Raw genomic sequence first — 13,235 nt, 5'->3', positions numbered from 1 at the left:
TGCTACTAGCGCAGCAAATCGACCGCACCGCCCGCATTGTCACGATCACTCTGCCCCTGGCCGCCGAGACTTCCAGAGACAGGAACATCGATCATGCCTTCACGAATCTCCGCGCCACGGCGAACGCCGGTCGCCATCTCCATACCGTTATCGCTCGGTGCTTCACTGAAATCATCAACCTGTGCGCCCACACCTTCGACCTCGATCATCTCATCGTCGTAATTGAGCTTTTGGTTGAGCACATCCTCGACTTCACCGAAACGCAGTCGCATCTTCACATAGGCATTACCGTCTTCGTCCCAACGCTGATCGACCAATTGCGCGCCATAGATCGCCGCCATCATTCGAGCGCGCACGTCATCGGATTCCAGCAAGTAGTCTCGTACCGAGGTGTTGCTATCGATCTCGAAGCCGACAATCTGTTTTGCAAGCTGCTTATAGGCATCGAGTTCGGCAGCGCGAAGCGCTTGGAGTGGCCCTGCCATCGCAGGCGTCGAGGTCGCAAAGCCGAAACGCTTGATGGTCTGACCGCCAAAGTCGATATTCTTACCAACGATATTGCTCACCCGGCCAAGCTTGATGCTGGCCTCAACTCGCGCGATATCCTTGTCTGGATCGTAAACGATATCGGTGTACTCGATCCCCTTGATCGCCGCCGCCGTCTTTGCGTCCACCCGCACTTCCTGCGCGATCAAATCCTCGACGCTTTCGCGACTGCGCACCTTCAGGCCAACGACACTCTCGACCACGGCTCGCTCAGCAATGACCTTCGCGGCATTGATCGTCATCAGCTTCTTGTTGCCTGCCACACCCTGCACAGACACCATAACGAACGTCGCAGCCAATGCCACTAACAAGACCCATTTCTTCTTCATAGCAACCCCTGACACCTTGTCTTCATCAAAAATGAACCAGCAAACCCAGCCTGTCGTTGTACAACATGGCAGCGATCAGGCAGCTCACTGGCTCGTTCGCTCACCACGATTTCAGCGCCTCTCCGCCCCCAGGCGTCAAGGTTGGTAGACCAATTTCTTGTTCGTACACCTTGTTTGCCTTTGCCGCCCCCCGGAGAGGGGACGTGCTCGCCCAAGACCGGTCTCCGGGCGCCAGACCGATGATGGGTGCGGGAATTGATCTGATTCTGATCAAACTCTGGTAGCGACGGCCGGTTGTGAATGTCGATGGCGCAAAGACAACGGGTTGGGGATGCGCGCTTGCTTGCGCAGGGCTCGGTTCCGCCCAACGCATCGCATCGATGCTCACCCTGCGCCTCGGCCCTTGCCCAACCACCCGCGCCGAGAACTCATAGTGCCCCTCGGCATGCCGCGGCACCATCGTTTCGGCAATCGCATCGCTGAGACGAACCAGCTGCGCTGCGTTCTCCGCCATCAACTCACGATTGCCGCTCCAACAGGTAACGGCATACACAGCGACACCAATGCCGATCAAAGGCTTCCAGAGCATTGTCATTGCGAAGCTACCATTCGTCCGCCTTCAACGCGCGTCCGCCACCGGTAAACACATCAGTCTTTTGATAGGTCGGGCGACTTGCCGGGCGTGTCGACGTTGTGCTTGATCCAGCGGGACGAGACTTACAGACCTCGCGCTGGGTGCGCCTCAGCCCATCCTTGGCATTGAGCAGATCAGAATCAATCGCGAGTGCCTTCTTGAACATATCGACGCTCGCTTTGCATTTCCCGTCCATTCGGTAGATCTCGCCAAGGTAGTAATAGGGATTAGGGTCCGCTGGAACCAGTGTTGTTGCCCGTTTCAGATAGTCCTCAGCAGGACTGTATTCCTTGCGCTCGAAATACAGCTTGCCGGCAGCGGCCTGCGCTTTACCAAGGCTTGGCTGCACACCGATGGCATCGAGATAGGCATCCAACGCCAGGCGATCACGCCCGGTCGACTCATAGGCTTGTCCAAGCCCATAAAATGCCTCTCCATATCTTGGGTCCAGACGCACGGCCTCATTGAAATGCCCAATTGCTTCGCTGTAATTCTCCACCGCCAATGCTGCCTGGCCACGTTGGTAGTAATCCGATGCCACCCCAGGGCCCTGCGGCATGGTGGTCTGGCAAGCCGCCAGGGTGAAGAAGATCAGAGGGAGAAAGAGGAGGCGTTTTCGCATCATTGATGTCTCTGTGGTTGCTCAACACTCATAAAACCCCCGGCTGGTCTTGTACAACGAGCCGCTGGTTAGGGAATCGTTCCGCTAGCGGATGGATGTTCTCGCTAACGCGCGCGCTGATCGACTCGCGATCACTCACGGCAATCGTGAAATCCGGAATCGCCGGTGGTGTCGTTGTAACCGGGGTCTGGCGATCCTCGGTCAGATCTTTTACCCGGTGACTGAGATAGGCATCGAGTTGTTTGACTGTGATCTCATCGCCGTAGGAGGCTGCTTCACCTTCCAGGCCATCGACTAAGGCCTTAGTGAACGCCCCGTTCCCCCAGATCGGATTTTCCAGCGACACCTGATTACCGCTCGAGCTGCTATAGACCACAACTCCGTTCTCGGCCGCGGTCAGGTCATTGACGACGCCGTTGATATCGGCGATCCCGCCCATGACATTACCGGAATGGCAGGTATCGAAGAATGCAATGACTTTGCCAGGTAACGAAGACAGCGATTCGCGAATTTCATCATGGGGAACCGCAGTATGCGCGATCTGGTCGGGGTTGGCATCGCTGGCAAGGAAAAAGTAATCGCCATTTTCATCGTTAACGCCATGCCCGGCCACGAACAACATGGCGACATCGTCTCCGGAAGTCTTTTCACCAAGCCATGCCAAGCCGTCACGAAATTGCTCATGCTCGGGATCGCGCAGGACTTTAACGGTCACCTCGCGATAGAAGCCATCTTGTTGCTGCTTGATAATATTGGCGAAATCCTCGGCGTCTTTCGATGCAAACTTGAGATCCGATAGACTCTCATTGCTATAGTCGGAAATACCGACCGCTAGCGCATAGAGCCTTGGCTTCGGGGGCGGTTCGGCCGATGATTCCCCCGCCCACTGGAGCTGGATCGTGCTCGGTGGCGATGTTCCGAAGGCGTTTTCGGCAATCACCGTCAGCGAGACATTGCGCTCCGGCAGTGGGATCGTCATCGACTGGGGCGGATTGGCGTGATCCGTATCGCCGGCGTTCGCTTGCACATCCTGCTCCGCTCGAATCCGCTTCAGTCCACGCGCCGAATCGAGCGGGCGGCCATCGACAAGGATCTGCACCTTGTTCGCCGCTTCTCCGCCTGGATTGCGGACGAGATAATGGATGGTCACATTCTCATCAGTGAACGTATCGCCATCGGTTGGCTGCAGGATATCGACAATCGGCGGCAATGTTTCCGTGACCTTGACCTCGGCAACCGAACGCGAGCCGCGCACGTTCGCTGACGCGATGGCCTCGGACTCATCGAGCGTTTGCAAGACGGTTTCGACCACCTTGGGCCGATAAAAGCGTTCTCGAAACACGTTCACAGGGAAAAAGTCCGATGCTTCAACGCGACTCAGCGCCTTGCCAACGATCGTGCCAAGCCGCGGCGGTCCACCAGGTTGCGCCGAGGCGAGCAGCACATCCACATCTTTTGAAGCCCCCTCGCGCAAGATCAGGAATCTCAGCGAATCACCCACCGCAGCCGTGCGCAGTACAGCCACCAGCGCCTCCCGCGAGTCGATCGGCTGATTATCGATCGCCTGAATGACATCTCCGACGAGCAATCCAGACAGGGCCCCCGAAGAGCCTGGGACCACATACTGAATGGCAAGCCCCGGCAGCGCTTCGAAACGATTGAGCTGCCAGCCGATCAAGCGGTCCCCTCCGGGACTGGCGTCATAGTAGCCCTTGGGTGTCCACGCAACCCAGTCGCGGCTGCGCGTGTGGATGTAGACGGCAAGCAGTTCCTCGCCATCGGCATAGCGATACCAGCGCAGGGTTCCGTCACCCAATGCCGCCACCAAGACCTTGCCGTCGGCACTGATGTTTACGCCCCAGGCGGCGTCGGGAATCGGTCGTGACCATCGCAGTGCGCCCGACGCCTCAAAGGCACGCAGAGACCAGCTCGTTCCGAGCACGAAGCTATCGCCATCCGGCGCGATCGCGAATGCACGCGATGTCTCGTAAGCATCGAGTGGCAAGGGCTGGCCGTTCAGTGTCGTACCGCTCGCATTCTTCCAGTGTTTGACATCGATGCCGGCCGCATTGGTGCGGGCGGGTGTCAAAGGACTGATCCCGAGGCGCCCTCTGACCGCGTCGTCTAATCCGCTACCGCCGAGCCCCGCCTCCTTGCGCCAGGCGTTCAGCGCGCGGGCGGTCGAGGGTCCATACTGACCATCGATCGGACCAGGATCATAGCCAAGCGCTTGCAGTTCCCGTTGGAGCAGCCAGGTTTCATTGGCCGCGCCCTCGAACAAACGCCGCTCGGCGAGATCGAGCAGCACCATATCCTTGGCGCCATACCCCAAACCAACGGCCACCCGCCGACCATCGGCCGAGACCTTCAACGCATTGCCGAGCTTGTCGCGAAAATCCGGGACCACACCGCGGCGCAGATCGACCTGATGGCCACTCGCGCTCAGTTTCACCCAGGCTGGATAGTCGGTGCTCACCAGTAATCCACCATCGGGCAGCGCCTTCAGATCGGTCACGATATTAGCGGTCCCCTCCCAAAGGCTTCGCGCCCCTGAGCCCCCATCGGCCCAGACCAGGATCGGGAACTGCCCCTTCGTCTGATAGCGTCCAGCGGCGAACAGACGCCTCCCATCCTCGGACCAGGCGACCTTGCTCAGCCCGCCTTTGCTCAACCCGCGCGTGGTCGGTGCCGCCAGCTCGCTCAGGTCTTTCGCGGACAGCAACGAGACCTTGGGCGTGTCGGCGTAGCCGATCGCGATACGATTACCAGCGGGCGCAAAGGCCGCCCCGAACGGCTCATCACCGATCGACATACGCGCCCTTGCCAGCAAACCAAAGGAGGCGCCGTCATAGAGGCGCACATGACCATCGAGCGAGGTCGTCACCAGTTGCCCGTTCGGCGAGAACGCACAGCCGTGACTGGCCGCCTCGTAGGCCTCATCGCTGGCCACGAGTTGCCAGTCACCGACTGACCAGACGCGCATCCCACCACTGCCCAGGGAGGCGGCGAGGAACGCGCCATCCTGCGAGAAGCAAAGATGATTGACGACATCGGGCAGGCTCGCGATGAAGGTGCTGAGTTCCTTGCTGTCGCGATCGAAGAGATAGATGTGATAGTTACCGCGCCCCTCGGTCACGGCTTTGGTCGCGCCACCAGTGGCCAGCCAGCGCCCCTGCGGCGAGACCGCGAGCGCATAGAGCCGTCCTTCATCGCCGCTCCCAGCTGGAACCCGAAAGGTGTCGACCAAGCGGCCATCGGATAACGCCCAAGCGCGGATGGTCTTATCGTCGGACGCGGTAAAAAAGAATCCGGCGGACCGATCCACCTCCAGCGCCCTGACCGACGCGGTGTGCATTCCGGTCTCAACGCGTAGCAGAGGATCAGCGGAAAGCATCGCAAGCGCGGGCTGGCTCAGGACCGTCAAGACGAGCGCCAACACCCCACAAGCATGCAATCCAAGGCTAAGAAGGCGATTCATCACTCCATTCCTCATTCAACGCGGTCACCGATCGGAAATCTTGGCTGACAGCCGAAGTTACAATTTTGTAAGCTCCGGCTACACTCATCGAAGTCTAGTCACTGAAACTTGACACGACATTGCGCACGATCAGTTTAATTGACAGGATCGTCTCGCGCAGCGAGGCAACCGGGCGCGATTCTGGCAGACTAGCAGACTAGATGTTGACCTCGCGGCCATCTGGCGGGCTTTTCATCGACATCTTGCCCGTCAACCGTTGGATCAGACCTAGCAGGAGCAGCATTAATGATTGACTCAACGCGTCTTCTTCTACTACCGATCGCCCTCGCCGTTGCATCACCGGCCCTTGGGGATTGCGAGTCACTCTCGACAACGATTCAGCAAGCCGCGCGGACCGGCGATCTCGCCACCATTGCCGAGCAACGGGAGCGTATCGCCACCGAGCCAACCTGCCCAGACGCCTTTCGACCCAAGCTCTCGCGGATGGCTGCCTATGGGTATCTGCGCGTCGCGAACACGCGCATAGAAGCCGGGGCCAGTCTGCAACAGCAAAAAGACCTGCTGCTGCAATCCTTGGAGTTTGCCCGCACCTGGCAGGCGCTTGCCATGCTTGGTGATATTGCGCACGCACAGAAAGGTTACGAGCAATCCTCGCTCTATTATCAGCAGGCACTCTCGCTGATCAACGACCCGGTGGTGACCGAGGCCGAGCCGCCGGAACCGGTCATCGCCAAGCTGCATCAAAAGGCGAGCGAAGCGCGCATGCTCGCGGATCGTTATGTCGCCACACCGGTCAATCACCGCTCTGGCTCCGCCGAAGGACTCGCGCTGACAACGGTCCGCAGCTTCTCGGTCAAGCGTGTTCCGCTACCGGTCACCTTTGAAAGTGGTTCGGACCACTTCACGCCCAAGGGGTCCGAAGCGGCTGAAGAGCTGGCAAATCTGCTCCTGAAACGCGCGCCACACTCCATCTCCATCGTCGGTCACACCGACGAGCGTGGTCCCGCCACCCAAAACCAGTCGCTCTCCCAACGCCGAGCCGAGGCATTGGCCGATTTCTTGCGCACCCGAGGCTACCGCGGACAGATCCACACCGAGGGCAAAGGCGAGGCACAACCTGCGGTCCTCAGTGATCCGAGCCTCTACAGCCAAGAAGAGATCTGGCAGCTCAACCGTCGCGTCGAGCTGATTTGGCCGGAGAATTCCTGATGGGCTCAGTGGTTAGGCCGCGTCCTCGCAATCCGCTGTGGGGCCTGGTGTTGCTGCTCGCGCTCGCTGCAACCAGCGTTCAGGCCGAGACCCGGGCATTGGTGATCGGCATCGATGAGTATGAGCATATGCCGCTCCATGGCGCGGTCTCCGATGCCAGCGACATCGAACAGTCCCTGCGCATGATTGGCGTCCGGGATCTGGTGAAACGCCTCGACACCGAGGCAACGCGTGAGCGCCTCAGCGCGGACTGGCAAGCGTTGATCGAACGCTCAAAGCCGGGTGACATGATCGTCCTGACCTTTGCCGGGCACGGCTCACAGGAACCTGAACGCATTGAAGGCTCGGAAGCCGATGGGCTCGACGAGGTGTTGCTCATGTTCAATTTCGACGAGAAAGAGCAGCGCCCAGCGGGACGGCTCTACGACGATGAGCTGCACGGTTGGTTTACCAAAGCGAATGAACGCGACATCAGCGTGCTCTTTATCGCCGATTCCTGTCATTCAGGCACCCTGACCCGAAGTGTCGACCCGCGAGCCAGCGGACTGACCTACCGCAACTATGCCTATACAATCCCTGACGAACAGCTCTCGCTCGAACCGCCGTCCGACCTCACGACGGGGGCACCCGAAGAGCTGGAGAACGTCACCTTCTTCGCGGCCGCACAGGATCATGAACAAGTCCCCGAGGTGCTGATCTACGACAAGCAGACCGGGGAACCGGCTATCCGCGGTGCGCTGAGCTGGGCCTTTTCTCGCGCACTGGAAGGCCCGGCGGACAAGGATGGTGACGGCATGCTGAGCCTCGATGAACTCAAGCATTACCTGAGGTCCAATGTGCGCGCAAAAGCCCAATCGCGCCAAACACCCAACCTGTTACCCGAGGGCAAGGGGCAGACAGTGGTGCTACCGATCGCCAGCCTGCGCTCACCTCAACGCCCGACAACCTGGCCGAAGCCCCATATCAAGCTTCTTGGCGACCCGTTTGCGAGCGAACGGCTCAGCCAAGACCTCGACGGCGTGATCAACCGCGGCGTGAGCGAAACACCGGACATCATCTTCGACCTGAATGCCAGAGAAGCGGTCTCGCATTACGGCGACGTCATCGCCCGCGATCTCGAGGAACGCGACATCCGTGCCGTGATCGAGAAATGGCAGGCGATCGAGCGACTCAATCACGAACGCTCCGGTGACCGGCTCAGCACCCGCATCCTGCCCGATGACGGGACACACCGGCGCGGCGAGCAGGTGAGCTTTTATTTTGGCAAGATCGAATTGCCGTACTTCGCCCTGTTCAGCCTGTCCGGCAACGGAACCGTGCATTTCCATTATCCGCTCGACGGCGACCCGCAGACCATCCCCCTAGCGCAACCGCTGCAACTGTCCTTTGAGGTCATGCCGCCCTACGGCGCCGATCAGATGATCGCCGTGACTAGTAGCGAGCCCCTCCCCCGGCTCATCGAACGCCTGCGTGAACTCGATGGAACCCAGAATGCACTCGCCGCCGCAGAGGCGACACTCAATGCCCTGCGCAGCGGAGGACGACAACTCGGACTGCAAGGCTTGTATACCGCGCCATGATGAGGCGACACATATCCCCACACAGGCCTGCCCCTCGCGCAACCTGCGGCATAACAGGCCGCTGGGGGGCGCTGGTCGTCGCAGGAGTCCTCTGTGCGTTGTTCGGAACCACCGCGCTCGCCGATGACGCTCAGGCTGAAGATGGCACCCAGGCTGAAGGGATCACGGGTGGCGCATTCATTGACAATCCGGCATCGGCCATGGATGACTTCTGGCTGGACGATGACGACAGCCCCAGCCCACTGCCACTCGGCGAGGCAAAACCAGCCGAGGCCTTGCTCGACGCACAGGCAGAGCAGGAGCAAGAGCAAGAAGCGGCGCCACCCGACGCTGACGAGCCCGAGGTCTCGGCGGTAGCGAACCCGAAACCACGCATTGCCGTGCTCGAGTTCGATGTCCTTGGCAATCTTGGCATTGCCGATGCCGGCTCCATCATTGCCGAGTGGATGATCCGCGCACTCCAAAAAACCGGGCAATTTAGACTGATGGAGCGGGTTCTGCTCAACAAGGTATTAGAAGAGCAGGAGTTGCAATCAAGCTACCTGGTCGATCAATCCAGCATGGCGGCGCGTGCTGGCGAAATGTATGGCGTCGACGCCATCGTCAGCGGTAGCGTCAGCGACTGGGCTGGCACCATCTCGATCAGTGCCCGTCTTGTCGATACCAACACGAGCGAGATCATCGAAACCGCAGATGTCAAGACAAGGAGGCGAGACCAGATTCCCGATAAAATCAGCCTCCTCGCGCGTCAACTCGCGGGGCCTAGCGCGCCCAAAACTGTCAGCTCCGCCGTTCCTGAACCTGTCGACGAACCCATGCATCTCTCGGGAAATCCAGCGCGGCTCCACGTCGAACTCTTACCCGGTCCACGCATTCGGCTTGGCGAGAACATGCGCTTTCGCGTCAGTACCGCGCAACCTGGACATCTGCTGGTTTTCAATATCGATGTCACGGGTGAACTGTCGAAACTCTATCCCTTCCCGTGCTTTCAACAAGGCTGCGACGATGTCTGGCTCGCGCCGAATCGCCCGCTCACTGTTCCGGGAACCTACGATGGCATACAATTGACCGCAAGTGAACCATCCGGGCGGGGCCACCTCATCGCCGTCTTGTCGAGCCGACCTGTGTCCGCCGATGACGTCGTGCTGACGTCAACACAACAGCACGTCGATGCAAAATTACGGTGGACCGACTCGGCTCAACCCCCAGACGACTATTCGATCGCAACGGCCTCATACGTCATCGTGCCCTGACAACTCCTCCATGGTCGGAACCTGTGGCCGCCCTAGTCAACCATCCACCCCATGCATTGGTTTTAGAGAGAATCATGAGCGATGAATAAGACTCGTTTTCTACAGTTAGCCACGTTGCTGTCCGTTCTGGCTTGCGGGCTTCCGCCGGTGCTGGCCGAGAACTTGGCCGGGGAAAGGCCCCTCTATGTGCCGCCAGACGTTGACGGCAAACCAGATCGTCTGGTCGGGGGTGCCTCGCGTTCGAGTTCCGCCATCCCTCAGCTCAGCGTGCTGTCGCCGCCAACCATGGGATTGACCAGTCGTTCACAACCCGTGCTCTATTGGTCGGTGCCTCAGGCTATCGAAACGCCCGTCAAGATTATCATTGTCGGTTTTATGGACCGAGTCAATAATCGGCCTCCGCTCTTGGAGATCGAATTGCCACGAGTCCGTGCCGGCACTCACCGGCTCGCGCTGGAAGATCACCAGGTCGCCTTGCAGCCTGGCACAAAATACGACTGGACTCTTCGATTCGACTGGATTCCACCAGAAGACCGCAATGCCCAAGGCAGCGCACAGCCACATCCGGTGATGAGTCGGGCGACGCTCTTTTACAAACCAGCCCCGCCTGATTTAGCCGAACAGGTCAGGCAGGCCGAGCCCGAGGCACTGCCTGCGATCTATGCGCAAGCGTCTTACTGGTACGATAGCCTTGCCGCACTGGAAACACTGCTGGAGCAACATCCCGAGGATCCGCGCTATCTTGAATGGCGATCGGCGTTATTGAAGCAAGTCGCATTGGAATAATCGAAGCTCCATGCGTCACTCCCGACCAGTGCAAACGCGGCCTGGTGCGCGATGTTGGTGGTGCCGCTATGTGGCACCCCACGGGCCCGCGATTCTCGCGGCCTTGAGCTTGTTCGCGATCCTGTTCGCGGTCCAGCAGTCGGGGTGGTTGCAGCCGTTGGAGCTGGCCACCTTCGACTATCTGCTTGCCGAGCAAGAACCGGCACCTCCACACCCAAAGATCCTGGTGGTCGGCATCGAGGAAGCCGATATCCAAGCCCTGCGCCAATGGCCTCTCAAAGACGTGCTCCTAGCGCGCGCCATTAAGCATCTGCTCGAGCACGATGCCGCCATGGTCGGGCTGGATATCTATCGCGATTTCCCACAGGAACCAGGACACGCGGAACTCCTTGCGGTACTCGATGATCCGCGAGTAATCGCCGTGTCCAAGCTAGGTGTGGATGAGTCCAACAATCAAATCCCGGCCACGCCGGGTGTGCCGCAGGCTCGTTTGGGATTTATTGACTTAGTGCTGGATCCCGATGGAGTCGTGCGACGTGGGCTGCTATTTGCAAAGCAACACCAACAGGTCGAAACCGCCCTATCCATGCAGTTGGCCTTGCACTTTCTTTATCAGCAGGGCGTGACCCCCTACGATCCCGAGGATAAACCCGGTTTCGTGCTGGGGAAAAGTCATTTTCGACCACTGCAAAGGCACAGCGGAGGATACCGCGACATCAACACCAACGGCTTTCAAATCTTACTGAACTACCGTCGACATCCACTGCCAGCGGAGCTGGTCAGTTTTACGGATCTCTTGGAGGGGCGGGTCGATTCCGAGAAGATTCGTGGGCGCATTGTGCTTATTGGCACCACCGCTGAAAGCATTAAAGACTCGCATTTGATCCCCTTTAGTCGCTTAGCCAAGACGTATGTACAAACGCCTGGGGTGTTGATCCATGCGCATATTCTTGGTCAGATTCTTGATGCCGCCGAGACCAGGCACGAATGGCAATTCATGCCGCAATGGGGAGAAACACTCTGGGCGGCTGTTTGGTGCTTGGTCGGTGCGCTCGCGGCATGGGGCATTCGGCGCCCGCTATTGTTGCAGGTGATGGCCTTGGGTGCTTTAGGAGCACTCATCGGCGTGCATTTTTATGTGTTTCATCATCATAGCTTCTGGATTCCATTGTGGAGCGCCGTACTGGCGTTACTGGGCGGCGGTCTGAGCGTACTTGGGGGCCGTTTCGCTTACCAAACCCTGCACGACCCTCTCACCGGTCTGTCTAACCGCGTTAATCTGGCTCAACGACTGCGCGCTTTGCGTCGGCGCCCGTCTCGCCGGCATGTCGCCCTGATCCTGGTCGAACTCAAGCGTTATAATTTGATCAACGCCGTGCTTGGTCCCCAATGCGGCGACACCTTACTGGTGGAAACCGCACGTCGATTGCGCGGCATCGCCGATGAATACGGACGCGTTCGTTGGAACCACTGGTGTGGGGATCTGCTCCCCGTTCGCACGGATGGGGCTCAGTTCGCTCTGCTCATCTCGCGCGATACAGTTCGTGACTCCGTTGAAGAGATCGCCCAAGTCCTTCAGAAACGGTGCTCCGAACCGTTAATGCTTGCTGGCGAAGAGGGTTTCCCGACCGCGAGTGTAGGCGTCGCGTTAAGCAATGAGTCCTCTCAACGGAACCTATTGCAAGACGCCCATGCCGCTCTCAGTCACGCCAGCGCCCTGGGAAAACTCGTGGAGATTGTGGATGGCAAAATCGAGGCGGAGGAAATTGAATCGTTTCAAACTGAACGCGAGCTTCACTCCGTTGTTCGTAGAAGCAACGGCGACTTGCCTCATCTGCCCGAATTTAAGGTGTACTATCAGCCCATCGTAACACTCAAGACGGGTCGCATCAGCGGATTTGAGGCGCTAGTCCGTTGGCAGCATCCAAAAAAAGGGTTGGTGTTACCGGTCGAATTCGTACCCGTCGCCGAAAGCAGTGGCATGATTGTCACCATCGGCAACTGGGTCTTGCTCGAAGCTTGTCGCCAAATGCAAGCCTGGCGGACTGAGTTCTCCGACCTGCTCATCAGCGTCAATCTGGCAGCGCCCCAACTTATCCATCCGCAGACGTTGAATTATCTCGAAACGGTTTTACAGGTCACCAATCTTCCACCCACTGCCTTAAAGCTAGAAATCACCGAAAGCGCCACGATTAACCATCTCGAGACCGCGCTGAATGTGCTCAGTGTCAGTCGTTCGTTGGGGGTTAATGTGGCGATTGACGATTTTGGCACAGGTTATTCTTCATTGGCATATCTGTCGAAATTTCCTGTCGATATCCTGAAGATTGATATGGCCTTTGTTCGTAACATGGACGCGAGTATCCTTGACTCTAGCATTCTGCGTTCAATTGCGAGTCTAGCGAAGGAGCTAGGCCTGAAAATAATTGCCGAGGGCATCGAGACACATCGGCATCTGGAGATACTGCGTGAATTACAGTGCGACTATGGCCAGGGCTATTTATTTGGCAAGCCACAAACCGCTCCCGAGGCAGAGGCGCTCTTACGGTCCCAACCAGTTTGGTAGATGAATAGAAGGGAGCCATCTCTGAACCCCGCGCTCGGCAGGTTGGTTGCCAGCAATTCCCGACGAAAAATAATCTCTTAAGAAACTGATGCTTACCTGTTGCGTCCAAGCAACAATCGCCAGGTTTTGGCACGTTTGTTAGCCTACATGATCAGCGAGATATGAAGGTCATCTTCGAGTAATCATTAAAGCATGTGATGATGATGTTTCAACACCCACAGCCACTGTCGAC

Annotated in this window: 8 protein-coding genes; 5 read left to right on the top strand and 3 right to left on the bottom strand. The window is 58.5% G+C overall.

Annotation, left to right across the window (positions count from 1 at the left end; translation table 11 throughout):
* Positions 1 to 5: 5 nt before the first annotated feature.
* The 3 genes from CCR82_RS14380 to CCR82_RS14370 form a co-directional block, all read right to left on the bottom strand.
* Positions 6 to 875: a hypothetical protein gene (locus CCR82_RS14380; protein ID WP_201246496.1), complete on the bottom strand. Its 870-nt coding sequence runs from the start codon at positions 873 to 875 to the stop codon at positions 6 to 8.
* Between the two features lie 602 nt (positions 876 to 1,477).
* Positions 1,478 to 2,134 carry a tetratricopeptide repeat protein gene (locus tag CCR82_RS14375; protein WP_201246495.1) on the bottom strand — a complete coding sequence of 219 codons (657 nt, stop codon included), beginning with the start codon at positions 2,132 to 2,134 and terminating at the stop codon, positions 1,478 to 1,480.
* 25 nt (positions 2,135 to 2,159) lie between these two features.
* Positions 2,160 to 5,486: a caspase family protein gene (locus tag CCR82_RS14370; RefSeq protein ID WP_201246494.1), complete on the bottom strand. Its 3,327-nt coding sequence runs from the start codon at positions 5,484 to 5,486 to the stop codon at positions 2,160 to 2,162.
* A gap of 408 nt (positions 5,487 to 5,894) precedes the next feature.
* On the opposite strand from CCR82_RS14370, the gene CCR82_RS14365 reads away from it, so the two are divergent.
* The 5 genes from CCR82_RS14365 to CCR82_RS14345 all read left to right on the top strand — a co-directional run bounded on the left by CCR82_RS14365 (position 5,895) and on the right by CCR82_RS14345 (position 13,003).
* Positions 5,895 to 6,818, top strand: coding sequence for an OmpA family protein (locus tag CCR82_RS14365; protein ID WP_201246493.1), 924 nt, complete (start codon positions 5,895 to 5,897; stop codon positions 6,816 to 6,818).
* Positions 6,818 to 8,398, top strand: coding sequence for a caspase family protein (locus tag CCR82_RS14360; RefSeq protein WP_201246492.1), 1,581 nt, complete (start codon positions 6,818 to 6,820; stop codon positions 8,396 to 8,398). Before CCR82_RS14365 ends, CCR82_RS14360 begins: the two co-directional genes overlap by 1 nt.
* A gap of 98 nt (positions 8,399 to 8,496) precedes the next feature.
* Positions 8,497 to 9,651: a DUF4384 domain-containing protein gene (locus CCR82_RS14355; RefSeq protein WP_201246491.1), complete on the top strand. Its 1,155-nt coding sequence runs from the start codon at positions 8,497 to 8,499 to the stop codon at positions 9,649 to 9,651.
* 81 nt (positions 9,652 to 9,732) lie between these two features.
* Complete coding sequence (locus CCR82_RS14350; RefSeq protein ID WP_201246490.1) at positions 9,733 to 10,437, top strand: DUF928 domain-containing protein; 705 nt, start codon at positions 9,733 to 9,735, stop codon at positions 10,435 to 10,437.
* A gap of 109 nt (positions 10,438 to 10,546) precedes the next feature.
* Positions 10,547 to 13,003 carry an EAL domain-containing protein gene (locus CCR82_RS14345; RefSeq protein ID WP_201246489.1) on the top strand — a complete coding sequence of 819 codons (2,457 nt, stop codon included), beginning with the start codon at positions 10,547 to 10,549 and terminating at the stop codon, positions 13,001 to 13,003.
* Positions 13,004 to 13,235: the final 232 nt, after the last annotated feature.

The organism is Halochromatium salexigens, assembly GCF_016653295.1.
In the GTDB taxonomy this organism is placed as follows: Bacteria; Pseudomonadota; Gammaproteobacteria; order Chromatiales; family Chromatiaceae; genus Lamprobacter; species Lamprobacter salexigens.
This window is presented reverse-complemented; position numbering and strand designations above follow the sequence as displayed.

Coding starts and splice junctions, on each gene's coding strand:
- CCR82_RS14380 (WP_201246496.1), bottom strand. CDS start 875: ATGAAGAAGAAATGGGTCTTGTTAGTGGCATTGGCTGCGACGTTCGTT.
- CCR82_RS14375 (WP_201246495.1), bottom strand. CDS start 2,134: ATGATGCGAAAACGCCTCCTCTTTCTCCCTCTGATCTTCTTCACCCTG.
- CCR82_RS14370 (WP_201246494.1), bottom strand. CDS start 5,486: ATGCACACCGCGTCGGTCAGGGCGCTGGAGGTGGATCGGTCCGCCGGA.
- CCR82_RS14365 (WP_201246493.1), top strand. CDS start 5,895: ATGATTGACTCAACGCGTCTTCTTCTACTACCGATCGCCCTCGCCGTT.
- CCR82_RS14360 (WP_201246492.1), top strand. CDS start 6,818: ATGGGCTCAGTGGTTAGGCCGCGTCCTCGCAATCCGCTGTGGGGCCTG.
- CCR82_RS14350 (WP_201246490.1), top strand. CDS start 9,733: ATGAATAAGACTCGTTTTCTACAGTTAGCCACGTTGCTGTCCGTTCTG.